21 protein-coding genes and 1 tRNA gene are annotated in these 25638 nt (G+C 65.8%); 4 read left to right on the forward strand and 18 right to left on the reverse strand.

From position 1 onward, the window contains the following. Nucleotides 1-26 precede the first annotated feature (26 nt). The 5 genes from LAJ19_RS10585 to pgm form a co-directional block, all read right to left on the reverse strand. Nucleotides 27-2240 (reverse strand): methyl-accepting chemotaxis protein, encoded by a 2214-nt coding sequence (locus LAJ19_RS10585; RefSeq protein WP_225475723.1) that lies wholly within the window; start codon nucleotides 2238-2240, stop codon nucleotides 27-29. Nucleotides 2241-2279: 39 nt separating this feature from the next. Next, on the reverse strand, nucleotides 2280-2666 hold the full coding sequence (locus LAJ19_RS10590) for a chemotaxis protein CheW (protein ID WP_225475724.1): 387 nt from the start codon (nucleotides 2664-2666) through the stop codon (nucleotides 2280-2282). Beyond that, nucleotides 2666-3028 (reverse strand): response regulator transcription factor, encoded by a 363-nt coding sequence (locus LAJ19_RS10595; RefSeq protein WP_225475725.1) that lies wholly within the window; start codon nucleotides 3026-3028, stop codon nucleotides 2666-2668. Before LAJ19_RS10595 ends, LAJ19_RS10590 begins: the two co-directional genes overlap by 1 nt. A gap of 89 nt (nucleotides 3029-3117) precedes the next feature. Further along, nucleotides 3118-3930, reverse strand: a complete 813-nt coding sequence (locus LAJ19_RS10600; protein ID WP_225475726.1) for an MHYT domain-containing protein — start codon at nucleotides 3928-3930, stop codon at nucleotides 3118-3120. Nucleotides 3931-4217: 287 nt separating this feature from the next. Next, complete coding sequence (pgm, locus tag LAJ19_RS10605) at nucleotides 4218-5867, reverse strand: phosphoglucomutase (alpha-D-glucose-1,6-bisphosphate-dependent) (protein ID WP_225475727.1); 1650 nt, start codon at nucleotides 5865-5867, stop codon at nucleotides 4218-4220. A 330-nt stretch (nucleotides 5868-6197) separates the two neighbouring features. Here pgm and glpX point away from each other — a divergent pair, with 330 nt between their 5' ends. Next, nucleotides 6198-7214: a class II fructose-bisphosphatase gene (gene glpX / locus LAJ19_RS10610; protein ID WP_225475728.1), complete on the forward strand. Its 1017-nt coding sequence runs from the start codon at nucleotides 6198-6200 to the stop codon at nucleotides 7212-7214. 187 nt (nucleotides 7215-7401) lie between these two features. Here the strand turns inward: glpX and treS are convergent, their stop codons facing one another. After that, nucleotides 7402-9060 carry a maltose alpha-D-glucosyltransferase gene (gene treS / locus LAJ19_RS10615; RefSeq protein WP_225475729.1) on the reverse strand — a complete coding sequence of 553 codons (1659 nt, stop codon included), beginning with the start codon at nucleotides 9058-9060 and terminating at the stop codon, nucleotides 7402-7404. 128 nt (nucleotides 9061-9188) lie between these two features. Continuing rightward, a tRNA-Gln gene (locus LAJ19_RS10620) sits at nucleotides 9189-9262 on the reverse strand. A gap of 293 nt (nucleotides 9263-9555) precedes the next feature. Here LAJ19_RS10620 and LAJ19_RS10625 point away from each other — a divergent pair. Next, entirely contained in the window at nucleotides 9556-11268 is a 1713-nt protein-coding gene (locus LAJ19_RS10625) for a 30S ribosomal protein S1 (RefSeq protein WP_225475730.1), read from the forward strand. A 141-nt stretch (nucleotides 11269-11409) separates the two neighbouring features. Here the strand turns inward: LAJ19_RS10625 and ppk1 are convergent, their stop codons facing one another. The 11 genes from ppk1 to tig all read right to left on the reverse strand — a co-directional run bounded on the left by ppk1 (nucleotide 11410) and on the right by tig (nucleotide 24021). Continuing rightward, nucleotides 11410-13539: a polyphosphate kinase 1 gene (gene ppk1, locus LAJ19_RS10630; RefSeq protein WP_225475731.1), complete on the reverse strand. Its 2130-nt coding sequence runs from the start codon at nucleotides 13537-13539 to the stop codon at nucleotides 11410-11412. Nucleotides 13540-13580: 41 nt separating this feature from the next. Further along, a complete protein-coding gene (locus LAJ19_RS10635) occupies nucleotides 13581-14153 on the reverse strand; it encodes a hypothetical protein (protein ID WP_225475732.1) in 573 nt (190 codons plus the stop codon). Continuing rightward, nucleotides 14131-15171 carry a hypothetical protein gene (locus tag LAJ19_RS10640; RefSeq protein ID WP_225475733.1) on the reverse strand — a complete coding sequence of 347 codons (1041 nt, stop codon included), beginning with the start codon at nucleotides 15169-15171 and terminating at the stop codon, nucleotides 14131-14133. The genes LAJ19_RS10635 and LAJ19_RS10640 overlap by 23 nt, the downstream gene beginning before the upstream one ends. After that, entirely contained in the window at nucleotides 15172-17511 is a 2340-nt protein-coding gene (locus LAJ19_RS10645; RefSeq protein WP_225475734.1) for a hypothetical protein, read from the reverse strand. Between the two features lie 152 nt (nucleotides 17512-17663). Beyond that, nucleotides 17664-18908: a beta-ketoacyl-ACP synthase II gene (gene fabF, locus LAJ19_RS10650; RefSeq protein WP_225475735.1), complete on the reverse strand. Its 1245-nt coding sequence runs from the start codon at nucleotides 18906-18908 to the stop codon at nucleotides 17664-17666. Between the two features lie 120 nt (nucleotides 18909-19028). Next, on the reverse strand, nucleotides 19029-19259 hold the full coding sequence (acpP, locus tag LAJ19_RS10655; protein ID WP_225475736.1) for an acyl carrier protein: 231 nt from the start codon (nucleotides 19257-19259) through the stop codon (nucleotides 19029-19031). A 113-nt stretch (nucleotides 19260-19372) separates the two neighbouring features. Beyond that, the gene (fabG, locus tag LAJ19_RS10660; protein WP_225475737.1) at nucleotides 19373-20122 is read right to left on the reverse strand and encodes a 3-oxoacyl-[acyl-carrier-protein] reductase; all 750 of its coding nucleotides are present in this window, start codon (nucleotides 20120-20122) and stop codon (nucleotides 19373-19375) included. Beyond that, nucleotides 20119-20640: a DinB family protein gene (locus tag LAJ19_RS10665; protein WP_225475738.1), complete on the reverse strand. Its 522-nt coding sequence runs from the start codon at nucleotides 20638-20640 to the stop codon at nucleotides 20119-20121. Before LAJ19_RS10665 ends, fabG begins: the two co-directional genes overlap by 4 nt. Next, nucleotides 20637-21542 carry an ACP S-malonyltransferase gene (gene fabD, locus LAJ19_RS10670; RefSeq protein ID WP_225475739.1) on the reverse strand — a complete coding sequence of 302 codons (906 nt, stop codon included), beginning with the start codon at nucleotides 21540-21542 and terminating at the stop codon, nucleotides 20637-20639. Before fabD ends, LAJ19_RS10665 begins: the two co-directional genes overlap by 4 nt. Continuing rightward, nucleotides 21539-22573 carry a beta-ketoacyl-ACP synthase III gene (locus LAJ19_RS10675; RefSeq protein WP_225475740.1) on the reverse strand — a complete coding sequence of 345 codons (1035 nt, stop codon included), beginning with the start codon at nucleotides 22571-22573 and terminating at the stop codon, nucleotides 21539-21541. The genes fabD and LAJ19_RS10675 overlap by 4 nt, the downstream gene beginning before the upstream one ends. 128 nt (nucleotides 22574-22701) lie before the next feature. Beyond that, nucleotides 22702-24021, reverse strand: coding sequence for a trigger factor (gene tig, locus LAJ19_RS10680; RefSeq protein ID WP_225475741.1), 1320 nt, complete (start codon nucleotides 24019-24021; stop codon nucleotides 22702-22704). A gap of 450 nt (nucleotides 24022-24471) precedes the next feature. Between tig and LAJ19_RS10685 the strand changes: the two genes are divergently transcribed. Both LAJ19_RS10685 and LAJ19_RS10690 read left to right on the forward strand, forming a co-directional pair. Continuing rightward, nucleotides 24472-24801: a DUF3969 family protein gene (locus LAJ19_RS10685; protein ID WP_225475742.1), complete on the forward strand. Its 330-nt coding sequence runs from the start codon at nucleotides 24472-24474 to the stop codon at nucleotides 24799-24801. Between the two features lie 326 nt (nucleotides 24802-25127). Next, complete coding sequence (locus LAJ19_RS10690) at nucleotides 25128-25571, forward strand: DUF6210 family protein (RefSeq protein WP_225475743.1); 444 nt, start codon at nucleotides 25128-25130, stop codon at nucleotides 25569-25571. The last annotated feature ends 67 nt before the right edge of the window (nucleotides 25572-25638 follow it).

The following is a 25638-nucleotide window of genomic DNA, read 5'->3' on the forward strand; positions in this document are numbered from 1 at the left end:
GCCCGCCCCGGGCGCGGGCCGGTCGCTCAGCTCGGGAGCTTGAAGCGCGACAGGCTCTGCAGCAGGTTCTGGGCGAGGTGCTGCAGGCGCTGGGCGGCGTCACGGCCGCGCTGCACGGAATCGTGCGACTGCTCGGCCACCTGACCGATCTGCTGCACGGCCACGCTCACTTCTTCCACGCTGCGCACCTGTTCGGTGGTCGCGGCGTTGATTCGTTCGGCGAACTGCGCGGCCTGCGCGGCCAGCGTGCCCAGTTCCTCGATGCGTTCCCCGGCGGTCGCGGCGACGCGGTAGCCCTGTTCCACCTCACGGGTGCCGTCTTCCACGCTGGCAACCACTTCCGTGATTTCCAGCTGCACCGTGCGGATCAGGCTGGCGATACGGGCGGTGGCCTGCGCGGAGGAGTCCGCGAGTTTACGCACTTCATCGGCGACGATCGCGAACCGGCTGCCTGCGGCGCCTGCACCGGCCGCCTCGATGGAGGCGTTCAGGGCCAGAAGGTTCGTCTGACTGGACAGGCGGGAGATGGTGTCCACGATCTCCTGAATTTCCAGCGAGCGTTCACCCAGCGTCTTGATTCGGCGGGAGACGCCCTGCACCTCGCGGCGGATGTTCTGCATGCCGTCCAGGGTGCCGAGCACGGCCTCGCGGCCCTGCTGGGAGGCCAGCAGCGCCTGGCGGGCGGACTGTGCGCTCTGCTCGGCGGCGTCGGCCATCTCACGGAAGCCGTCGGTCACGGCGCGCACCTGGTCGGCCACGCGGCGGGTTTCGCTGGTGGTGGTGTCGGCGCCCTGCACGATCTGGTCGGTGGTGGTGAGCATTTCGCGGCTGGCGCTGGTCACGGACGCGGAAGCCTTCTGCACTTCGCTCAGCACCGAGCCCAGCTCGTCGACCATGAGGTTGATGGAGTCCACGACGTTCCCCAGCACGTCATCGGACACCACGCCGCGGCGGGTCAGGTCGCCGCCGGCGATGTCCATGGTGACGTCCAGGAACGACCCGATGTTGTCCTGCAGGCGCACGGCCTCTTCGCGTTCGTTGACGTTCTTTTCTTCGTTGGCGCGCAGCTGTCCGGTGGCGTTGTTGAAGGTGTGGGCCATGAAGCCCAGCTCGTCGCGCGTCTGGACCGGAACGTTCACGCTCAGGTCACCCTGCGCCACGGCGCGGCTGGCGCGCGTGAGTTCGGTCAGCGGCTTGACGATGGAGCGCGACAGGCGGATCAGCAGCGCGAAGGCCAGCAGCAGCGCGCCGATCACGGACAGCATGGACAGCAGACGCTCGCGTTTGGTGGTGTCCACACGCTCCTGCAGCTGGGCCACCAGCGTGTCGATGCCGGTGTTGAAGGCCGCGCCGGTCTGCAGCAGGGCGTTGCTCTGGATGCTGTTGCCGTCCACGCCTTTCAGGGTGCCGGCTTCGACGGCGGCGCCCATGTCGGCCAGAACGGGGGTCACGGCGTCGGAGAGTTTCTGTGAGGTGGCACCCAGCGTTTTTGCCAGCTCCGGGTCGACGCTCAGCACGCGCTCCACACTGGCGTTGTAGGACCCCAGCGCTTCCTGCAGCGTCACGTTCAGGTCGCGCAGCACGTTGAGGTACGGACCGTCACCGCCGGGTTCGCGCCGGCCGGCCTCGGTGGTCAGGTACGCGAGGTTCAGGCCGGTGGAGATGCGGGGCAGGACGCGCAGCGTGGCTTCCATCACGTGGAAGGTTTCCGCCTGCGGGTCGAGCAGCAGGCCGGACTGCGTGAGCATGTCTTCGCTCAGGTCGCGCTGGTACGTGGCGAGCAGCTGCGCGTAGGTCTGCAGCACCGCCAGGTCCGGCTGCGTGCCGATGGAGTCGGGCAGCACCGTCCAGTCGCGGCGCAGCGCCTGCACGCGCTCGCGGTACTCGGGGGCCACCTGCCGTTCCAGCTGGTCGATGGCGGTGTTCACGGCGGTGGCGGCCTTCTGCGCGGCGGCGGCGTCGCCTTCCAGGGCGTTGTCCACGAATCCGGCGAGGTTGGTGTTGATGTCGCGCAGTGGCGTGAACTGCTGCACGCCGGCCAGCTCACGCTGCGCGAAGTTAATGCCGCTCTGCTGCTCGATCAGCAGGGCGCTGACGAGCACGCTGAGCGGAATGGCGAAGGCGAACGCGGCCAGGGAGAGCTTCTGGCCCACGCGCAGCTGCCCCAGCCAGCCGACGCGCTGGACGTTGGTTTTGCGGTTGGCACGGGACAGTCGGGCGGTCTGAAACTGGAGTTGCATGGGTGGGCCTCCGGGTGGGAGCAGGGAAAGGGGGAAGGGTCAGGGTGTCAGGTGATCGCGCAGTTCGCGCGCCAGGCTCGCGGCGTTCAGGACCTTGCCGCCGGGCACGTCGAGCAGCAGGCTGGTGCCGGGGGGTGGGGTGGGCACGCTGGACACGCCGTACACTTCGTGCACCAGCAGCGCCACGCGTTCGCCTTCCAGGCTGGTCAGGACCATCAGCGGGGCGCGCCCGGCGCTGCGTTCGCCCAGCAGGGGCGCGATGTCCAGGAGGGGCACGGCGCGGCCCTGCACGGTGGTGAGGCCCAGCAGCAGGGGCTCGCCGTGCGGCAGGGGGGCGACGGGACCCAGTTCGCTGATCGTCTGCTCGCCCGAGAGGGGCAGGGCCAGACGGGTGTCGTTCACCCGGACGAACAGCGCGTCGGGCATCAGCCGAGCAGCCGGGTGATCACGCCGAGCACCTGCTCGGGGGTGTAGGGCTTCACGATGTAGTCGTCGGCGCCCTGGCGCAGGCCCCACTTCACGTCGGTTTCATTGCCCTTGCTGGACACGAACACGACTTTCAGGGTTTCCATGCCGGGTTGACGCCGCAGGCCGCGGACCACTTCGTAGCCGTTGCGGCCGGGCATGACCACGTCAACGAGCAGCAGGTCGGGACGCACCTGATCGGCGACGGCTTCGACCTGCGCGGGGTCGGTCAGGGAGGTCACGGTGTGGGAGGTGCCTTTCAGGGCGGCTTCCATGAATTTCAGGTCGGCGGGGGAGTCATCAACAATCAGGATTTGTGCCATGTGATTCTTTCCTTTCGGGGCGGTCTCTCCGCGTGGGGCCGCCGTGCAGGGCAGGAGGTGAAGGAGCGGGCGGGGCAGGTGGGTGAGGCTCAGTCGGCGGCGCTGCCGAAGTCCAGTTCGTCCAGATCGCCGCCGCGGCCGGCGTCCATGAGCATGCTGGTCAGGGCGAGCCCCATCATCAGGAAGGACACGACGCCGACCACCAGGGCCAGCAGACTGGTGTCGATTCCGGCGCTGGCGATGCCGACCTTGAGTTCATCCACGACGTGGTACTGCAGGGCGGCCATGCCGAGGTAGTGCACGCCGAGCACGGCGAGGCCCATCACGCCGGCCGCGGCGAGTTTCAGGCTGTGCAGCACGACGCCTTTCTGGCGCGCGGCCCAGTCGCCGCTCAGGCGGTGGAACAGCAGCAGGGACACGGTGCTGGCGGCCATGGCGACCAGCACGGAGCCGATCAGGGGCAGCCAGGCCAGTTTGGTTTCAGTGCCGGGCAACTGGTAGGCGTACATGCCGAGGTAGTGCATGACCACGATGCCAGTTCCGGTGAGGGCGCTGGACACAGCGAGGCGAACGGCGGTCAGGGGGGCGGCGCGCACGTACAGCAGCGCGAGGTACACCAGCAGCACCACGATCACGCCGGAGGAGACTGTGAGCGGATAGTTGATGCTGGCAGCGGCATTGACCTTGAAGGCCATCATGCCGATGAAATGCATGGCCCAGATGCCGTAGCCCAGCACGAGGGCCTGGGCAACCAGCCAGAAGCGGTTGGCGGCCGTGCGAGTGTTCTGCCCGACGCGTCCGGCCAGTTCCAGGGACATGTAGGACGCGATCACGGCGATCACGTATGACAGCGCGACGTACGCGTTGTCCCATTCGTGGTGAAGCATTTCACTGGGTTCCATCTGTGTTCCTCCTCGGGGACGCGGGCGACCCTCCGTCCATTCAACGTTGCTCCACCATAGGTATTAAGAACTCACATAAAACTTACTGAGCTCGTTGTTCTCTCATGAGAGTGGGGAGGGGCTGCATGCCTATCAGCACGCACAATTCACCTCGGGCGGTGATGAACCGGCACGCAGAAGGCCGGCAGCAGACAGCCGCCCACTTTAATCAATGAGGACTGTGGGAAAACATGAAGAATTCCTGTTCCCAGATCAGGAACAGGAACCCGGAAGAATTTTCAGCCGGGTCAGCGGCCTGTCAGGGCGGCCCCCACCACGTCGCGCGCCTCGGCCATCACCTGCTGCAGGTGCGCCGCGCCGCGGAAGCTCTCCGCGTAGATCTTGTAGACGTCCTCAGTCCCGCTGGGCCGCGCCGCGAACCACGCCTGATCGGTGGTGACCTTCAGGCCACCGATGCCCGCTCCATTGCCCGGCGCGCGCGTCAGTCTGGCGGTGATCGGGTCGCCGCCCAACGTGGTGGCCGTGACCTGCTCGGGGCTGAGGCTGCTCAGAATCTTCTTCTGCTCGGGGTCTGCGGGAGCGTCCTGCCGGTCGTAGGCAGTCTCACCGTACCGGGCACTCAGGTCCGCGAAGCGTTCACTGGGCGTCCGGCCAGTCACGGCCGTCATCTCGGCCGCCAGCAGGCCCGGGATCAGGCCGTCCTTGTCGGTGCTCCAGGCAGTGCCGTTGTGCCGCAGGAAGCTCGCGCCGGCGCTCTCCTCTCCCCCGAACCCGAACGACCCGTCAAGCAGACCCTGCACGAAGTACTTGAAGCCAACCGGAACCTCCACCACACGCCGGCCGATTCCGGCGCCCACCCGGTCAATCAGGGCGCTGCTCACCAGCGTCTTGCCGATGGCGGCGTCGGTACGCCAGCCGGGCCGGTGGCTGAACAGGTACTCGATCATGACCGCGAGGTAGTGGTTGGGGTTCATCAGGCCCGCGCGGGTCACGATGCCGTGCCGGTCGGCGTCGGGGTCGTTGCCGATCGCCACGTCGAAATCGCCTTTCAGGGCCAGCAGACTGGCCATGGCGTACGGGCTGGAGCAGTCCATGCGGATCTTGCCGTCCCGGTCCACGCTCATGAACCCGAAACGGGGGTCGACGTCATCGTTCACGACGCTGAGATTCAGGTTGTACTCGGCCTGAATGGCCTGCCAGACCGGAAGGCTGGCGCCGCCCAGTGGATCCACACCCACCCGCACCCCACTTGCCCGGATGGCGTCAAGATTCACGACCTCCGGCAGCTGCCGCACGTACGGGCTGATGAAGTCGAAGTCCTGCAGGGCGGCCAGGGCGTCTTCCAGGGAGACGCGCCGCACGTCCCGCAGTTCATTCTCGAGGATGGCGTTCGCGCGCGCCTGGATCGCGCCGGTCACGTCAGTGTCGGCCGGACCGCCGCTCGGGGGGTTGTACTTGAACCCGCCGTCCTGCGGAGGGTTGTGGCTGGGCGTGATCACGATGCCGTCCGCCCAGTCGTGAGCGGGGGCCCCCTCGCGTCCGGCGCGGTTGTGTTCCAGGATGGCGTGGCTGATCAGCGGGGTCGGGGTGAACGCTCCGGCCTGCGCGCGGACCTGCACGCCGTTGGCGACCAGAACCTGCAGGGCACTCATCCAGGCGGGTTCAGACAGGGCGTGGGTGTCCAGGCCCATGAACAGGGGGCCGGTGATGCCGGCGCCGGCGCGGTACTCCGCGACCGCCTGGGCCACGGCGAGGATGTGCGCCTCGTTGAAGGTGCCGCCCAGGCTGGTGCCGCGGTGCCCGCTGGTGCCGAACGCCACGCGCTGCAGCGGGTCCCGCGGGTCCGGCCGGGTCTCGTAGTAGTGGGCCACCAGGCGGGGAATGTTGGTCAGCAGGGTCTGGGAAGCACGTTTACCGGCCAGTTCGCTGATGGTCATGCGCTTCAGTGTACGAAGTGCAGGCCGCTGAGGGTGCCAAGGGCTCAGGCAGCGTGAAGAGGCACCCGGTCGCCTGTGCGGCCGGCTGCTACGCTGAGCGCATGCGGGAGTTCCTGAACGACTGGTGGCGGCTGCTCAAGCTGATCGCAGGCTCATTGGCCATCCCGGTGCTGCTGTGGGGCCTGCTCGTCTGGGCCGGCGTGCTGCGCTGAGAAATTGCTGTCCGGTGACCCGGCACCAGGGGGCTCTTCCCTGACTGGGTAACAGGCTGCGCAGGATGTGGAACCGTTCCCAGCCGGGTTTTTCACGCGCACGTGTTACGGTCAGGGTATGACGGTCAAGCGGCAGAAAGGCAACGCGGAATTCCGCGGGGACACCAATCACTTCGAGCACGCCCTTGTTCTGGAAACGGCGCGCGTCACTGAGGGCGCCGCCCTCGCCGCCAGCCGCTGGATGGGCATGGGCGACAAGAACGCTGTCGACGGCGCCGGCACCGAGGCGATGCGGGAACTGCTGAACTCCCTGGACATCCGCGGCACCGTCGTGATCGGTGAAGGCGAGATGGACGAGGCGCCCATGCTGTACATCGGCGAGAAGGTCGGGGCCGGGCAGTACGAGGTGGACATCGCCGTGGACCCCGTTGAGGGCACCAGCGTCACCGCCAAGGGTCTTCCCAACGGTCTGGCCGTGATTGCCCTCTCGGAACGCGGGGGCCTCATGCACGCGCCGGACTGCTACATGGACAAACTGGTCGTGCCTCCCCCGGCGGCCGGCAAGGTGAACCTGGACTGGCCCGTGGAAGCCAACCTGAACGTCCTGGCGCAGAGCCTTGAACGGGACGTGGACGACCTGATGATCACCATCCTGGACCGTGAGCGGCACGCGGACCTGATCCGCCGGGTGCGGCAGGCGGGCGCGCGCGTGAAGCTCATCGGAGACGGTGACGTGGTCGCCAGTCTTCAGGTGGGGGTACGCGGCACCGGTGTGCACGCCCTGATGGGGTCTGGGGGTGCGCCGGAGGGGGTGCTGTCAGCCGCCGCCATGAAGTGCCTGGGCGCCGAGATTCAGGGGCGGTTCATTGCGGAGGACGACGCCATGCGCGAGCGCTTCAAGACCATGGGCGTGGACGAAACGAAGGTGTATAAGACCAACGACCTGGCGCCCGGCCGGCAGATGGTGTTCAGCGCCACGGGCATCACGTACGGTGAGCTGCTCAGCGGCGTGCGCCGTTTCGGAGGCGGCGCGCGGACGCACACGCTGGTCATGGGGTATGCCACGCGCGTCGTGCGGTTTATCGACACGGTGCACCTGGAAGACGACGGCGCCCGCGTCACGATCCGCGTCTGACCCCATCAGCCTGAGGAGCCCCAGGGTGCCCCAGGCGGGGGCACGGCCCTCAGCTGTGCAGCCTTCAGGTTCCAGGCTCCCAGGTGAAGGGGCCTGCCCTCACCCGGCCCCCACTGTCAGGCCCTGGAGAAGCCCCACACCCTGAACGGCGTGTGGGGCTTCTCTGCTTGTGACCTCCCGGCGGCGTTCAGTTCAGGCGCAGCCAGTAGTAGTCGTACTTGCCGAGAATCATCGGGTAGGGCGTCTCGCTGATCGCCGGGAAGTGACTCCCCCCGGCGAGCGTGACGGGCATCCGGCCGGCGAACGCGTCAAGGTTCAGGTGGACGGCCTGTGCGTTCGCGGCGAAGTTGCTCACGATCAGCAGCGTTTCGTCCTCTGTGCGGCGCGTGAAGGCCAGAATGGCGGGGTTGTCCGTGTCGATGAACTCCAGTTCACCCACGGCAAACGCCGGGTGGCGGCGGCGGAGTTCCAGTTGCCGGGACGTCCACTTCAGCAGGCTGCTGGGGTCCTGCTCCTGGCTCTGCACGTTCACGCGCGGGTAGCCGTACACGGGGTCACTGATGGGCGGGAAGAAACACTGGTCGGGCGTGGCGGTCGAGAAGCCGCCGCTCATGGCGGCGTTCCACTGCATGGGGGTGCGCACGCCGTTGCGGTCCGCCAGGGAGAGGTCGTCGCCCATGCCGATCTCGTCGCCGTAGTACAGGATCGGGCTGCCCGGCAGGGCCAGCAGGACCGTGGTGAGCAGTTCAATGCGGCGCCGGTCGTTGTCCAGCAGGGGCGCCAGTCGCCGGCGAATCCCCACGTTGATCTTCATGCGGGTGTCCGGGGCGTACGCGGCGTACATGAAGGCGCGTTCGTCGTCGGTGACCATCTCCAGGGTGAGTTCGTCGTGGTTGCGCAGGAACGTTACCCACTGCCCGAACGCCGGCACTTTCGGCAGGCGGCCCATGATCTCGCGGATGGAGGTGGTGTCCTCTTTTTTCAGGCTCATGTACAGCCGGGGCATGACCGGGAAGTTGAAGCACATGTGGAACTCGGGGTCCTCGTCGGTGCCGAAGTACGCCGCGACCTCTTCAGGCCACTGGTTGGCCTCGGCAAGCAGGACGCGGCCGGGGTACTCCTGATCCACCATCTGCCGGAAGCGTTTGAGGATGTCGTGCGTTTCCGGGAGGTTTTCGCAGTTGGTGCCTTCGCGTTCAATCAGGTAGGGGACGGCGTCGACCCGGAAGCCGTCCACGCCGAGGTCCAGCCAGAAGCGTGCGGCGTTCAGGATTTCGTCCACAACTTTCGGGTTGTCGAAGTTCAGGTCGGGCTGGCTGGAGAAGAAGCGGTGCCAGTAGTAGCGGCCACACTGCTCGTCGCGGGTCCAGTTGCTGACCTCGGTATCCGTGAAGATGATGCGCGCGCCGTCGTACTCGGTGCCGGTGTCGCTCCAGACGTAGTAGTCGTGGTACTCGTTGGGGCTGCCGTCGGGCAGGACCGGGCCGCGCCGCGCCGCCTGGAACCAGGGGTGGTCACTGGAGGTATGGTTGGTGACGAAATCGGTTACCACGCGCAGGCCGCGCGCGTGCGCTTCGCGCAGGAACACCTTGAAGTCCTCCATGGTGCCCAGGTCCGGGTGAATGCCCACGTAGTCGGCGACGTCGTAGCCGTCGTCGCGCAGTGGGCTGGGGTAGCAGGGCAGGATCCACAGGACGTCCACGCCCAGGCCACGCAGATAGTCGAGTTTCCCGGTCAGGCCGGGGAAGTCGCCCTTGCCGTCGCCGTTGCCGTCCGCGAAGGTGCGGACCGACAGTTCGTAGAACACGGCACTCTTGTACCACTCTGGCGCGTGCGGTTGCGTCATAGGAAGAAGTGTAGAGCAGACCGGACGTGGAAGCGCTACCAGAGATTCATACGGCTGGACAGGCGCCCAGAACAGGCAGCGCCTGCTGGTGAGACATGAAAAATCCCACCTGAAAAGGTGGGATGTTCTGGCTGGGGCACTAGGACTCGAACCTAGATCGACAGTGTCAGAGACTGTTGTCCTGCCATTAGACGATGCCCCAACGCGAGCTCTGACTTGCCACCTCTTGAGGCAGCGTCAGGGAGTATAAACATGCCCCTGCACAGGCGTCAAGCCACCCCCCCGGCGCCCAGGTGCACCACGTGCAGGCCCCGGAAGCTGTACAAGCCGTCTGGACCGCGTTCAGAGCGCAGTTGCCGCAACACTCTGAACTCTGGTACACTGAGGTGTTGCCGCACCCGCCACCCCGCGCCCCAGGGCCGGAATGAAGGCGGAAGCAGGTATCAGGCCGGTACGGACGCCGCAGTGCGCCCGCACCCAGGAGGACAGGAGTTCATGGAAGACAACACCCAGACCCCCGCCCAGCAAGGCGGGACTCAGCCCGCGACGGGCACCACCCCGACCAGCGTTCCCACCCCCGTGGAGGAGCGCGAGTACCCCGCGATGACCATGGAGGACATCCTCGCCAGTGAGGCGCAGGAGCCCCAGAACGTCAGCCGCGGCGACATCGTCGACGGCACCATCGTGTTCATCGGTCAGGAAGGCATCGCCGTGGACATCGGCGCCAAGGTCGAAGGCATCATTCCGCTGAACCAGCTGGGCGACGAGCCCGTCACGCTGGAGCAGGCCCAGGAGATGTACAAGTCCGGCGAGCAGATCGAAGCGTACGTCGTGCGCGTTGACCTCCCCAACAGCCAGATCGTGCTCAGCAAGAAGCGCGCCGATCAGGACAAGGGCTGGCGCGTCCTGGAGAAGATGCAGGAAGCCGACGAGGCCTTCGAAGTCGAGGTACTGGAAAAAGTGCGCGGCGGTCTGGTCGCGCAGGTCGAGGGCATCCGCGCCTTCCTGCCCGCCTCCCAGGTGGACACCCGCCGCGTGAACGACCTTGACCCCTACGTGGGCAAGCCCCTGATGGTCAAGCTGATCGAGCTGAACCGCAAGCGCAACCGCGTGATCATCAGCCACCGCGCCATCCTCGAGGCCCAGAAGGCCAAGGCCCGCGAGGAGACCGTGGGTCAGCTGGAAGCCGGCGCGCAGTTCGAGGGTGAAGTCGTGGAAATCACCGACTTCGGCGTGTTCGTGAACCTGGGCGGCATCGACGGCCTCGTTCACCGCAGCGAACTCACCTACGGCCGCTTCAACCATCCCCGCGACGTCGTCAAGGTCGGCGACAAGGTTCAGGTTCAGGTCATGGACGTGGACGGTGGCCGCGAGCGCATCAACCTCAGCATGAAAGCCCTGACCCAGGACCCCTGGGAAGGTGCAACCGAGCGCTACAGCATCGGACAGAAGGTCAAGGGCAAGGTCACGAACCTCACCAACTTCGGTGCGTTCGTTGAACTTGAATCCGGCCTCGAAGGCCTCGTGCACGTCAGCGAGATGAGCTGGACCAAGCGCGTTCGTCACCCCAACGAAGTGATGAAGGAAGGCGACGAGGTCGAAGCCGTCATCCTGCGGATTGACCCCAAGGACCGGCGCATCAGCCTCGGGATTCGTCAGACCACCGACGATCCCTGGAGCGCGCTCCCCGACCGCTACCCGCCCGGCACGCCCGTGAAGGGCAAGATCACCGGCATGACCGACTTCGGCGTGTTCATGGAGATCGAAGAGGGCATCGAAGGCCTGATTCACATCAGCGAACTCGACACCCAGCGCGTCAACAACCCCGCCGACCTGTTCAAGAAGGGCGACGAGATTGAAGCCGTCATCCTGAACATCGACCCCGTCGAGCAGCGCGCCAGCCTCAGCCGTCGCCGCTTCCTCGGTGGTGGCAACGTGCCCGCCCAGCGCGACTACGTCAGCCAGGGCGGCGGCGCCCGCAGCGACCGCTACACCGCCGGCCAGGGTGGCCAGCGCAGCGGCGGCGGCCGCGGCGGCCGTCGCGGCGACGCCGACTACGCCTACAACGCCAAGGACGCCCAGCAGGGCGGTAAGATCAGCACCAAGCTCGGCGACGTGTACGCTGACCTGTTCGCGCAGTTCGGCCTCGGCAGCGAGAAGAAAGCCGAAGGCACCGACACCGAGAACAAGGACGACAACCAGGGTTAAGTCCCTGACCGCTCAGGACCTTCCTGAGGCACCCCGGACCGTTTGGTCCGGGGTGTTTTCCTTTTCCCCTTTCCATACGGCTGCTGGGGACAGCAACGGAGCAGCCACCCGGACCTGTGTGGCTGCTCCGTTGCTGCTCCCCTACTGCGGGTGACGCGCCGCAGCAAACGTTGCCTGCGCGCTGAAATCCCCAGGGAGCTTCATGTACTCACCCGCCACATTCAGTTCCCAGGAGCCGCGGGTATCTGCCCATTCCGTATCCAGAATGCTCAGGAACGCTTCGCGGTGATGATCATCCAGCACCGGGGCAATCACCTCCACGCGCCGGTCCAGGTTGCGGCTCATCCAGTCAGCACTTCCAAAGTACACCTCCGGGCTCCCACCGTTCCCGAAGGCGAACACGCGCGCGTGCTCCAGGTACCGGCCCAGAAGGCTCCTCACCCGGATGGACTGCGAGAGGCCCGGTACCCCTGGCCGCAGGCAACACACGCCGCGGATGATCAGCTCCACGCGGACCCCCTCACGCGCGGCACGGTACAGCGCCTCAATCATACCCGGATCGGTCAGCTGATTCAGCTTCACGCGCACCCAGGCGTCCTCGCCGTCCCGGGCGTGCGCCGCTTCCCGTTCCAGCAGCGTCTCAAAGCCCCTACGGGCTGTATCAGGCGCCACCAGCAGGTGCGTGTACTCCGCGGCCGCATACCCGGTCAGGTGATTGAACAGCTCGGCGACGTCCGCACCAAGATCCGGGTCGGCAGACAATAAGCTCAGGTCGGTGTAGAGCCGCGCCGTCTTCGCGTTGTAGTTCCCGGTCCCGATGTGCACGTAACGGCGCAGCCCACCCTCCTCACGCCGGACGATCAGGGTCACCTTCGCATGGGTTTTCAGGCCTGCTACGCCGTACACCACGTGCGCGCCAGCACGCTCCAGCTTGCGCGCCCAGGAGATGTTGCGCTGCTCATCAAACCGCGCCTTCAGTTCGATAAGCGCAACGACCTGCTTACCGTTCTCCGCCGCGGTCCGCAGCGCGCCCAGCAGCCGCGGGTCATCCCCGGTGCGGTACAGCGTCTGCTTGATGGCCAGCACCTGCGGGTCGCGGCTCGCTTCCTCCAGAAAGTCCAGGATGTTCGTGAACCCGTCGTACGGATGGTGCAGCAGCACGTCACCCTGCCGCAACGTGTCAAAAATCCCACTGTCCTCATCCGCGTCCAGATCCGGCACGGCAGGAACGTACGCCGGGAAGGCCAGGTCGGGCCGTTTAACCGGCAGCCCCATCAGGTCCGCCGTGCCCAGCGGGCCGTCCAGCAGGTAGATATCTTCCGGCGCGAGTCGCAGCCGCTCCTGCAGGAAAGCCGTGATGGCGCGCGGCGTCTCCCGCATCACCTCCAGCCTCACTGCCGAACCGAACCGCCGCCGCCGCAACCCATCCTCAATGGTGGCGAGCAGGTCCTCGGCCTCCTCCTCCTCAAACTCGTAATCGGTGTTGCGGGTCACGCGGAAGGTGTGCGCGGCCAGCACGGCCCGCCCCTTGAAGAGGTCGCCGATGTGCGCCGCAATGACGTCCTCCAGCAACACCACGGTGTCCCCCACGCACACCGCGCGGGGCAGCACGCCCACCGGAACCTTCACTCGCGCGAAATCCGGCTCTTCATCCTCCCCGGCGTCCAGCAGCACCGCGAGGTTCAGACTGAGGTTGCTCAGGTACGGGAACGGGTGACTGGGGTCCACCACCAGCGGCGTCAGCACCGGCTGAATCTCCGCCAGGTAGTGCTCACGCAGCTGCGCCCGCGCCCGCTTCCCCAGTTCCGCCACCCGCGCAAACTTCACGCCCTGCGCCCGCAGGTCCTTCAGGGCGCTGCGCGTCACCCGTTCAATCTCACGGAGCATCACCTGCGTCCGTTCCCGCACGAGCGCCAGAGTTTCCCGCGGCAGCAGCCCATCCGGCCCGGGCGTGTTCACCCCCGCAGCAATCTGGCGGTGAATCCCCGCCACGCGCACCATAAAGAACTCGTCGAGGTTACTGCCGCAGATCGCGGCGTACTTCAGCCGTTCCAACGGCGGGTTCCGCAGGTCACGCGCCTCGGCCAGCACCCGTTCGTTGAAAGCCAGCCAGGACAGCTCACGGTTCAGGAAAGGACTTTCCGTGTTCGCAACAGTGCTGTGCGTCCGCAGGTCATCCCGCCCGTCCTCCTCCTTCCGGCGGCGCCTGGGCGCACGTGCAGGCTCAGAGGGACGAGGGGAACGCTCGGGTTTCTTGGCAGGCACAGTCATGACTCCTTGGCGCAGCAGACGAGACGACAATCAGGGCAACGTCACTGCATTACAGCACGGCCCTCCCCATCTTCCGTCCCGCCGCCCTCACCCTCACCCGCTGCAAGCTCATCCGCAGCAGCCAGCATCAACGCCCGGAACGCCCGCACGGCGTCCTGCACGAACGTCAGGTACTGCGGCAGGACCTCCACGAACTCAGCAGGGCTCGCGTGCAGGGCTTCCACACCCACCCACACGTCGCTGTCCACGGTGTGCAGTTTCACCAGCTTCGCTTCTCGGTTCACAGCGTCACACGCGAAAAGCGCCCGGCCGTACTCATCATCGGATTCTAACGGCCAGAAGTTGGGGAACAGAAGGTGATAGAAGCGCTCGTCTTCCCCCTGCAGAGGCACGTAATACTGACCGCCCTCGAACATGAACGTCAGGCCCACCTCAGGATCAGCCTGCACCACGAACCCCAGCGCGCCGAGTGCGTCGCGGACCGTGGCCAGCGCGCCTGGTACGGAGGGCGCCGGGGGCTTGACCGACTGCCCGGCGACCTTCACGATCTTTTTCGGAGGCGCTGTTTTCGGCTGCGGCGGGGAAACAACTTCAGTTGGGGCGGTTTTGCTCATCGGAGTACAGCTCCTCGGGGAGTTCCTCAACGAGATAGGTCATGTACATCGCATCGAGGGTGATGGCACCAGAAACGCCATCGAAGGCTTTTCCATTTGCGTCAGTACGGGCATTGCCCATGCCGTACTCGCCCAGCACGAACGTGCCGTCCGGCTGGAAATAGGCAATGGTATTCCGCCCCGGCGAGCGGTAATTCCACTCCAGACGTCCATCCGGATCGCGGATCGGCTGCGCCAGACGTTCCTGGATGCGCACGTACCGCTCATCGTCATGACAGGCATGACGAAAGCCGCGCGTAGCCGTACTGACCATGTACCCAAAACGCCAGCCAAAGAAACGCACCTCAAACTGAAGCGGACCGGATTGCAGGAGGATCGAGGTGTCATCCCGCGAGACTTCCTGGCACTGCACCTTGCGCTCCATGTATTTCGCAAATGCGTCCGGCGCGCTCGCGTACGTACGAACGCCCTCGCCGTAATGAAAGCCCCCCATCCACTGCATGATGCTCGGACGGGGCGCCTCCGTGAACGGCAGGCCCAGGTACTCGCGGGCGTGCATCACGCCCTCTTCCAGCATGAACAGGGCCACGTCAATCAGGGTGTCCGCACGGAATTGCTCGTCGAACCCGGCCGATTGCACAGCAATCACCAGTTCACCGGTCTCGGGGTCGAAATAGGCCCGCACGCCAGCGCAGGCCACGCAGACATGATCCAGGCAGCGGTAGGCAAACGCCTTTTCCGGCACCGTCTGACAGCGTTGAATGTTGCACTCGGGAAGTCGGGTGAACAGCCTCAGGCCGCGCACGTTATCGAGGGCAGGGGCCTCAACCCTGAGACCGCGATAGGTGAAGCTCATGTCCCTCAACTCGCCACCCATCTGGAAGTCACTGATGGCGTCATTCCATCCCGCCATTTCCTTGAGGGTCGCTGAAGCCCAGAGCCTCATTTCTCCCACGTCGGTGCCATTGCGGTCGTGTGGATTTGGTTTTTCCGGCTGCTTGCGGAACAGGCCGAACATTCAGTCTCCGTCTTTCATGTTGAGTTTTTTGCTGACGTCTTCGAGATAGCTGTCAGGGTCCAGTGGAGGCAGCACTTCCTTGAACATCTCCTCCGTGAGCTTCAGAAGCACGTGGGTGTCCTCTTCAGTGGCTTTTTTGGGCTCCGTTTTCTCACCCTTGATTACCTTGACTTTTGCTTTGACGGGCTCGGAGACCGTCTTCTCGACCGCCTTGGCAAAGGTTTCTTCGACCGCGTCAATGCCCAGGGCGACGGTGGACCCCAGCGGGGTGGTGCTGCGCAGGGCCTGCACGACCTTCGTGTACTTCTCCACACGCTCGTTGATCGGCACGCGCGCCGGAGTCGTCAGGCCCAGCCCCATGCGCTCAATGAGGCCTCGTTGCTCAGCGTTCTTCCCGAAGTATCGCTCGATTGCCTTTGCACGGGCCTCAAGTGTGGCCGTGTTCATTGCCACTTCGTGCAGTTGTACCGATGGATGGCGGCTGACATGGTTTTCCGCCTCGCGCATGATGCGGTTTTGCATTTTGCTGACCGCATCATGCGCATCTGCCTGAGCCCGTGCTTGAATGTGCGCTCGGATTTCTGCTGTTAAGGGCTCGCCCTGTCGGGCGACGTAGACCGCTTCGAGGTCAGTGGCAATTTTGTCTCGCAGGCGTTTCTCAGTGGCTTCTTTCGCTGCGGCGATCTCCGTGTCGTAGAGAGCCTTGCCGCCTTTCTCAGCCAGAGCTTTCAGATCTGCCTGAACACTTCCGTGCCGGCCGAGCAGGGCGGACAGGTCCTTGTTCATCTCGTGTCCGGCTTCGCTCCAGACTTTGTTCAGGTGCGTGCGGATGGCGGCGCCACTGGCGCGAAATTCGGTGATGGCCTTGGCCAGGTGACCGCCGGGGTTGCGTTCGACAATGCCGGTAAGGTACTGGGCAGTTTTCTCGTTTGCCTGTCGCAGCGCCTTGACGATCTGGGTCTGGCTGAGTTTCTTGCCGGCGCGGGCTTTCAGGCTGTCGAAGGCGTCAGCAGTTTTGACTTTGGCGTTTACGAGGTTCCGGCTGGCGCGGTTGCCGAGGCGGTCCACGGTATCGCGGAGTTTCCGGGCGAGTTTCAGGGCCGGGCTTTTCTCCACGTGGTTGCGCAGGCGGGTCAGGAGAGTCCCGTCGAACTGGCGGAAGGTCCGGGCGGCTTTGCGCACGGTGCTGGTCACAGCGTCTGCACCTTTCCGGGCGAGTTTTCTCAGGGTGGGCGTGTGTTTTTTCAGGAACGCGTGGGCCTGACGGGCGCGGCGGCTGACACTCACCTGGACGCGCCGCGCGCCCCGTTTCATGGTGTTGCCTGTGGCGGTGGCGGCGGTGCGGAGGGCGGTGCGGGTGGCCGTGGCGGCCGTGCGGAGAGGCGCCACAAGGTACTTCTTCGCGAGCGTTCCGGCGTTTTTCAGGAGGGTTCGGGCGCCTTGGGGGAGAACCTTACGGGCGAGGTTCGCGGCGGCCTTTCCACTGCCGTTCAGGGTGGCCTGCGCGAGATGCCCGAGGCCGCGCGCGGCAGGCAGGGCGCCTTTGCCCAGGGCGCGGACACTGCCGGCGACGACCTTTCCGGCGAATTTGAAGACGGGGCCGCCGATGCTGCCCACGACGGCGTCAACGGCGATACTCCTGGCGGTGACTCCCTCGAAGGTGCTGCGCTGCTTGAATTTGTAGGTCTTGTCTTTCTGGGCTTTGGTTTTCGCGGCGGCGTTGAAGACCTTGTTCTCAACGACCTGCGCGGCAATGCCCCCTCCGGCGCTGATGCCGGCGGCGAGGGCCAGGGCGGGCGCGGTGAGGGCGCCGCCACTGGCGACCGTGGCGATTCCCACGGCGGTCAGGGCGACGCCCTTCCAGAATTTCGCTTTGCCTTCGGGCGTGGCGTACCACTTCTTGAACTGGTCGAGTTTCTGCCCGCCGTACTTGCCGAGTGCAACGGCGCCGTTCAGGGTGGATTTGACCGGGTTTCTGGCGAAGGAGGCGGCGCCCTGCACAATTTTGCGCGCGCCGTCCGCCAGGCCGGTGAGGCTCTTGCCCAGTCCGCTTTTGTGCAGGGTCGTGAGCTGCTTGCGGAAAAAGTTCGTGATGCCGCCTGTTGCCTTGGGGGCATTGGTGGGGGCAGGCTGCGGCCGGACCGGGGGGTTCAGTTTGTGCGTGCCGGTGCCTGTGGGGGTCGCTTTCGGCCTGACTGGTTGCGGCGCACTGATTTTCGGTGTGGTTTTCCTGCCCGGTCGGGAGGCGGGGGGGGCAGTTTTGGGGGCCGGAGGTTTGGTTTTGGCCGGGCCGGTTGCGGTGGTTTTCTTACCCTTCGGTTGAGGTTGGTGTTCCAGCATGACGTCACCTGTGAGGAAAGGCAGGAGGAGGGGGAACCAGACAGGGCAGTGTAATGTTGACCGGCCGCTCAGCCAAGCGGAAATGACCGTCCGGCGGGTGGGCCATGAGGAAGGGCCGCTCCCACCGATGGGAGCGGCCCTTGTGCCAATCTTCAGACTCGTTTGAAGAGGAGCGTTGCGTTCTGCCCGCCGAACGCGAAGGAGTTACTCAGCGCGTAGTCCACCTGCACCTCGCGGGCCTCAAGCGGGATGTAGTCGAGATCGAGGTCCGGGTCCGGGTCGGTGAGGTTGATGGTGGGGGGCAGGATCCCGTCCTTGAGTGCCTGCGCGACCGCGATGGCTTCGATGGCGCCGGCCGCGCCGAGCAGGTGGCCGGTCATGCTTTTGGTGGAGCTGATGGCCACGCGGTACGCCTGCTCGCCGAACACGTGCTTGATGCCCTGCGTTTCGTGCAGGTCATTGAAGTGCGTGCTGGTGCCGTGCGCGTTGATGTAGCCGACCTGATCGGCATTCACGCCGGCGGTCTGCAGGGCCATGCGCATGGCGACCTGCGCGCCGCGGCCCTCGGGGGCGGGCATGGTGATGTGGTGCGCGTCGGCGCTGGTGCCGTAGCCGACCACCTCGGCGTAGATGGTGGCGCCGCGTTTGACGGCCTTGTCGTACTCCTCGAGGATCACGACGCCGGCGCCCTCGCCGAGCACGAAGCCGTCGCGGGTGGCGCTGAAGGGCCGGCTGGCCTTGTCCGGCTCGTCGTTGCGGGTGGACAGGGCTTTCATGTTCGAGAAGCCGCCGATGGCGATGGGCGTGATGGCCGCTTCGGTGCCGCCGGCAATCATGGTGTCTGCCAGGCCCAGCTGGATGTAGCGCGCAGCGTCGCCGATGGCGCCGGTGCCGGTGGCGCAGGCGGTCACGACGGTGCTGCTGGGACCGGTGGCGCCGTAGCGCATGGCGACGTGGCCGGTGGCCATGTTGGCGATCATCATGGGGATGAACATGGGGCTGATGCGTCCGGCGCCGCGCGAGTGCAGGATGCCGGCCTGATCCTCGAAGGTTTTCACGCCGCCGATACCGCTGCCGATCACGGTGCCGGTGCGTTCGCTGCGCATTTCGTCTTCGCTCAGGCCGCTGTCCTGCACGGCGAGCGCGGCGCCGGCGAGGGCGAGTTGCACGTACCGGTCGAGTTTCTTCGCTTCGCGCGGATCCACGAAGGGCGAGAGGTCGTCGTTCACTTCGCCGGCGATCTTGCTGGCGGTGTCAGCCGGGTCGAAGCGCGTGATGGTCGCGATGCCGCTCTTTCCGGCCCGCTGGGCCTCGGCGAACGCCTGCGCGCCCACCCCGATGGGTGTGACCGGTCCGAGGCCGGTGATCACCACCCGTTTCAGTCCTGAAACGCTCACTGGCTTGCTTCCCTCCTGTGTGGGCCGCCGCGTGGGCGCCCGGAATGAACGGGGCGGGGGGCGGTCACGCCGCTCCCCCGCCCGTGGATGCTGCTTCCCGCGCGGGGAGCGGCTGAGGTGTTACTGCTTGCTCTCGATGTAGTCGACGGCGGCCTGCACGGTGCGGATGGTTTCGGCATCTTCATCGCTGATGGTGATGCCGAACTTGTCTTCCAGACCCATGATGAGTTCCACGGTTTCCAGGCTGTCAGCGCCGAGATCCTCCACGAAGCGCGCTTCGGGGCTGACCTTGTCGGCGTCCACACCCAGCTTATCCACGATCACGTCTTTCACATCTTCAAAAGTTGCCATGAGTTCGTACCTCCTGAGACTGAAGTCTGCGCCAGTCTACACGCGGTGGAAATGAGAGTCCGCTGATTTGGACGGGGTTCAACGCTGTGGGCGCACGGCGCGCTGCGCGCGCGTCAGTGAGGGTTCAGGCCGCCGTCCACACCGATGGTCTGTCCGGTGATGTAGGCGGCCCCGTCGCCCGCGAGGAAGGCCACGAGCGCAGCGACCTCTTCGGGCTGTCCGAAGCGGGCCAGGGGAATGCTGCCCAGGTAGCCCTGCTGGACGTTTTCGGGCAGTTCGGCCGTCATGTCACTCTGGATGAAGCCGGGCGCCACAGCGTTCACGGTGATGCCGCGTCCTCCGTACTCCTTGGCGAGGGCCTTGGTCAGGCCAATCAGGCCGGCTTTGCTGGCCACGTAATTCGCCTGCCCGGGGTTACCGGTCAGGCCCACCACGGACGCAATGTTGATGATCCGGCCTGCCCGGGCGCGCATCATGTGCTTGATCGCGGCGCGGCAGGCGGTGAAGGCGCTGCTGAGGTTCGTCTGGATGACCGCGTCCCAGTCCTCATCCTTCATGCGGATGGCGAGGGTGTCACGGGTGATGCCGGCGTTGTTCACCAGCACGTCCAGGCGGCCCATGGTCTTGATAACGTCCTCCACGAGCGCGCCGGCGTTGGCAGGCACGGTGAGGTCCGCGCCGAACACCTCAGCGCGGACGCCCGCCTCGCGGGCTTCAGCAGCGACCTTCTCCGCTTCAGCGGCGTTGCGGCCGTAGTGAACGGCGACGTCGAAACCAGCGCGTGCAAGGGTCAGGGCCATCGCTCGGCCCAGGCCGCGGCTGCTGCCGGTTACCAGGGCGACTTTGCGGGGGGTGTCAGTCATGGGGTCTCCAGTGCGGCCTGCACGCCGCGAAGGTGATGCTCGTTGTGGTACAGCGTGAAGTACAGCAGTTCCCGCACACTCAGGTTACCCAGGGCCGGGTGCGGCAGGGTCAGGGTGTCCAGGGCCGGTTCGTCCGGAAAGGCGCCGAGGGCCTCGCCGAGCAGGGTCATGGACGCGTGGTAGGCCTGAAGCTGTTCGTGCTGGGTGCCGTGCGGGTCCGGCAGATACCGTCCGGAGGCCTGGACCTGCCCGGTGGCGAGCCGGGCGCGGTACGCATCACGCAGCGCGTCGTGGTTCATGCCCGGCTGCCCGGCGGGGCGCGCCGCGAACTGCTCACGGGGCAGGGTCAGGCCCTGCGCGAGTGTCCGGTTGGACCGGGTGAGGTGATCGAGGTGTTGCGCCGCGGACCAGCGGCCCGGAGCGGCGCGCGTGAACTCCCGTGGGCTCAGGGCGGCGAAGGCCGCGGCCACATCGTCCCGGCGGGCGTTCAGCGCGGCCTGCAGTTCGCCGGGTGTCACAGGGTGAAGTCCTGCACCTGCGCGGCGGTGCCGACGTTGATGGTGCGGGCGTCAGGCAGGATGCGTTTGACCAGGCCCGTCAGCACCGTGCCGGGACCGAACTCGATGAAGACGTCCGTGCCGGCCTCGGCGAGGGCCTGGATGGTCTGGACCCAGCGGACGGCGCCGGTGATCTGGGCGGTGAGCAGGGCCGGGAGGGCGGTGGGGTCCAGGTTGGGCTGCGCCGTGACGTTCGCGTAGACCGGGAAGGCCGGCGGGGCGTACGGGGTGGTCTGCAGGTCCGGCGCGAGACCCTCAGCGGCAGGCTGCATCAGGGGGCAGTGGAAGGGCGCGCTGACCTTCAGCGCAATGGCCTTCAGACCGCGGGCCTTCAGGGCAGCTCCAGCGGCGTCCACGGCGTCTTTCGTGCCGGAAATGACGGTCTGGGTGGGGGCGTTGAAGTTCGCGGGCTGTACGCCCACGGTGGCCGCACAGACTTCAGCCACCACGCTGGGGTCGCCCATGACGGCGCTCATGGCGCCCGCACCGACCGGAACCGCCGCCTGCATGAGCTCGCCCCGGCGGCGGGTCAGGCGCAGCGCGTCCCCCAGGCTCAGGGTGTCGGCGGCGACCAGCGCGGAGTACTCGCCCAGGGAGTGCCCAGCGGCGAAGGCGGGGGTCAGGCCGGTGTGGGCGCGCCACGCGCGGTACGCGGCGACGCTCGCGGCCACCAGGGCGGGCTGCTGGTTGGCGGTGAGGGTCAACTCCTCAAGCGGGCCCTGCTCGATCAGGGCGCGCAGGCCCGGCAGGACGTGGTCGGCCTGGGTGTACACCTCGGCGGCCTCCGGGAACGCGGCGGTCAGGTCGGCGCCCATGCCGACGCTGTGGGAGCCCTGTCCGGGGAACAGCGCCGCGATCTTCATCGGGCGGCCTCGGCGTGACGCTCGGACTGGAGGCTGGGGGTGCCTGCCCACCACTTCATGGTGCCGGCCACCCAGCTCAGGCCGCCGCCGAAGGCGATGAACAGCAGTTGCTGGCCGTCGCGGATGCGGCCGTCCCGCACGCCTTCATGCAGGACCAGGGGCACCGTGGCGGAGCTGGTGTTGCCGTACCGGTCGAGGTTCACGATGGTTCTGCTCATGGGCAGCCCGAAGCGTTCCATGGCGGCCTCAATGATGCGGACGTTGGCCTGATGAGGAATGACCCAGTCCACGTCGGCGCTGGTCAGGCCGCTCTTGGCGAGCACCTGGGTGCCGCTCTCGCCCAGGACGCGCACGGCGAACTTGAAGACCTCACGGCCGTTCATGCCGACCGATTCGCCCATGTTGAACCCGCCGGGCAGGGTGGGGGCCACGCAGCGCAGGTACAGGCTGGAGCCGCCGTTGCCGTCGGCGCCCATGATGAAGTCCTGGAAGCCGTACCCGTCCGGGACGGGGCCCACCACGGCCGCGCCCGCGCCATCACCGAAAAGAATGGCGGTGTTGCGGTCGTTCTGGTCAACGATCTTGCTCAGCACCTCGGCGCCCACCACGAGTACACGGCGGGCGGTGCCGGCCAGAATCAGGCCCTGCGCGACGCTCAGGCCGTACACGAAGCCGCTGCACGCGGCACTGAGATCGAAGGCCGCCGCGCCGGTCAGGCCGACCTGCATGGCGATCAGGGCTGCTGTGGACGGCATCAGGGCGTCCGGGCTGACGGTGGCGCAGATAACGGCGTCCACCCCCTCCAGGGCCTGGGGGTCGCGGTCCAGCAGGTCGCGCACGGCGAGAACCCCCACGTCACTGGTGTACTGCTCGGGCGCGGCGAAGCGGCGCTCGCGGATACCGGTGCGGGATTCGATCCAGTCGGCGCTGGTGTCCATGCGCGCTTCGAAGTCGCTGTTGGGCACGGTTCGGTCGGGCACGTAGCTGCCGAGCGCGGTGATGCCCAGTTGGGGCCGGGTGAGGTCACTCATGCCTGCACCGTAGCATTCATTGAACGTCCGTTCAATGAATTGGGTCCAGCGTTCCCGGACTCCCCGGTTCTGCACGGCACACAAAAGAGCGCCCCCGAAGGGACGCTCCCACGGCAAGCCGCCCGGAATTACTCCGCGCTGACTTCCTCGCCCTGACCTTCACCCTGAACGTTGTCCGGCTGGGCGTCACCGCTCTGGGTGCCACCGACCTGCTCACCGGACAGCTGGGTGATCGCCTGCTGCAGCGCCTTCTCGCGCGTCAGGCTGATGTAGTACGAGTTGATGCCGTTCGGCCCCAGCTGCTTGCTGAGCTCGGCCGCGCTCAGGCCGTTCGCCTGCGCCAGCGCGTTCATGGTCTGGTTGAACTCCGCGTCACTGACCTGCACCTTCAGGTCCTCAGCCAGTTTCTCCAGGGCCAGGTCACGCTTCACGCGGCTCTCGGCGTTCTTGTTCAGGTCCGCCATGAAGTCGTCCAGCTTGCCCTGCTCCTGCATGAACGCTTCGTACTCGCCCCACTTCACGCCCTGACGGCCCAGATCATCCTTGATCTCCTCAAGCATGCTCTCGCGGCGCCGATCCAGCAGCGCCTGAGGAATCTCAGCTTCCATACCGTCCACCAGCGCGGTAATGAACTCCTCGCGGCGGCCCGCCTCGCCTTCCTGCTGCGCGCGGCGCTCCAGCTCACCCTTCAGGTCGGTGCGCAGGCGCTCGAGGGACTCGAAGTTCAGGCTGCTCGCGAACGCGTCATCCAGCGCCTGAAGCTGTTTGGTTTTCACGTCCACGACCTTCACGGTCACGGTGTGCTCGGCGTGCTCATGATCGCCGTGCTGGTGGGCAGGCACCGTGATCTCCACGGTGTCACCCTTGGTCCGGCCGACCAGAGCGTCACGCACGTGCGCCTCGGCAACGTCCAGGTAGACGGGGTATGTGCCGCCTTCCTCGCCTTCCTCCTCGATGGTGACCTGGTCGCCGGCCTCGATGGGACGCTCGACGCTGTCGAAGGTGGCGTTGCGCTCGCGAAGGTCGTTCAGGGTCCGCTCCAGCACCTCATCGGTAATCTCCGGGGCGGCGGTGGTGAGCTGCACGCCGCGCCAGTCGGCGAGCTTCACGTCAGGGTACGTTTCGCCCTTCACGGTGAACTCGAACGGCTGGCCGCTCTGCAGCGCCTGCGGGTCAATGTTGGCGTCCACGAGGCTGAGTTTCAGTTCGCGCGCAGCCTGGGTGTAGTGCGTCTGCAGCAGGCGGTCGCGAACTTCCTGCTCCACGTAGCCTTTGCCCACACGACCCTCGATGACCTTGCGCGGAGCCTTGCCGGGGCGGAAGCCAGGCACACGCACGTCGCGCGCCAGTCCGGCCCACACCTGGTCGTAAGCGCGGTTCACTTCGGCGGCGGGCACCGACACCTTGAATTCCACCTTGTTGCCTTCTCTGCTGATCAGCTCTGCCATTGGGTCTCCCGTCTGCGCCGCCTGCGCACCTGTACCCGCGCGGGGCGGGCGTGGGACAGCGGCGCGTTCCTGTGTTGATTCTGCCGTGCCGGTCGCGTCTGCCCAAGCGGGCGGGCGCGCGACATGCCGCCAAGCATGATAGTGCATCGGCAGGCTTTTCGGGTGCCGGGCACCCCAACAGACTGCGGCGGCCCCGCCCCACTCCGGGTTCGGTGCCGCCGCTGCGCTGGTGCGAGGAAAGGGACTTGAACCCTCACTCCCTACGGGAACCAGATCCTAAGTCTGGCTGTTCCCGATCTTTCCCTCAAAGCCCTCTACATCGACTATTTTAGCACTTTCGCAGATTGGAAACAGCTGGAGGGCACAAGATCGAGCAAGAGGGACGCATGACTAGCGACAGGTGAAAACAGGAGGTAGGCCAAGGTTGTGCTCTTAAGGAATTCCTTCAAGATGGATGTCGTGTGGATTGAGTGGGATGATCAGAATTTGGAACGGCTGGAGCGGCGGGTGTTGATCACGGCACTGGGGCTGCTTCACAGCCTGGAAGAAGGAATTTGCGCGCCAGACGATGTAGAAGCGATTCTGTTCAAGCCTGCCGTCCACCTAGGCCTTCAAGAGTGTGGCGTAGCAGAACCAATCCTTGATCTCATCCAGCAGGGCTTCTTTCTAGACGATATTCGGCAGCATCGCGGCCCAGAAGCACTCAAAGTTAAAATTAGCCACATGCAGCACCTTGCGACAGGCTTACTGACCGCATACCCAGACCATCGGGTGGATTAAACTCTTTGGCCTACACGATCTAGCTGCTCCGCTAGCTGGGGAAGATCAGTTAGGGTGGCGTATGCACGTCTGTCCCCCTGTGCGTGAAGCGGCTGCAGCTCTAAAAAATCGGGTGCAGGCAGGCGATGAACTCGACACAGCTGTTCGGGCCGTACATGAAGAGTTTGGGCTGGGCTTGATGTTTCTGGTGAAGGCAGTCCAGCGAGCGTGCGACTGTTCCCATAGAGATGCCGCGAGGACTGTTGCCCGTGCGACCTACGACCCGCTGCGGTACAGAGCAAGGTAGACCGACGCCTTTCCATTCTGGGATCGTTCAAAGTACGTCTATGACAGCTCGTGCTGAATTGGCTTACATATTTATCGACCCTGATGGCACTCAGGGGGCTGGCGTGGTCGTAGTCGTGCAAGCGCCCACGGGTGTGGTGTATGCCTCACAGGTAGGCGGCAATGCCAATGAAGAACGTTCCGTGGAAGGGTTTGCGATTCCTCTTTTCCACCCTCAATACCTCGATGCCTTAGAAGGGTACTTCGGTCGGTATAGCGGAAATCTGCCATATCCAGGAACTCCATACGAGTGGTGGAAAGAGAAGGATTTGCAGGTACTGGCAGAGATTGTCGGACGAATCCCGCTGTGGCATACGAGTCGAGATAAAGATGAACCCGCATACCTTCAATTTGATGGGGCACGTCTTGAGGAACTCACAGAAGGGTGGGTTCCTGTCGTGACTCGCTACGGCCCAGGCATATTGACTCACCAGAACTGCGACTAAGGACTTGTGGCGCCCTGACAGCCCAGCTTGGCAACAACCAGCCCCCTTACTTGCATGCCTTAGGAGC

The organism is Deinococcus taeanensis (assembly GCF_020229735.1).
GTDB classification, from domain to species: Bacteria; Deinococcota; Deinococci; order Deinococcales; family Deinococcaceae; genus Deinococcus; species Deinococcus taeanensis.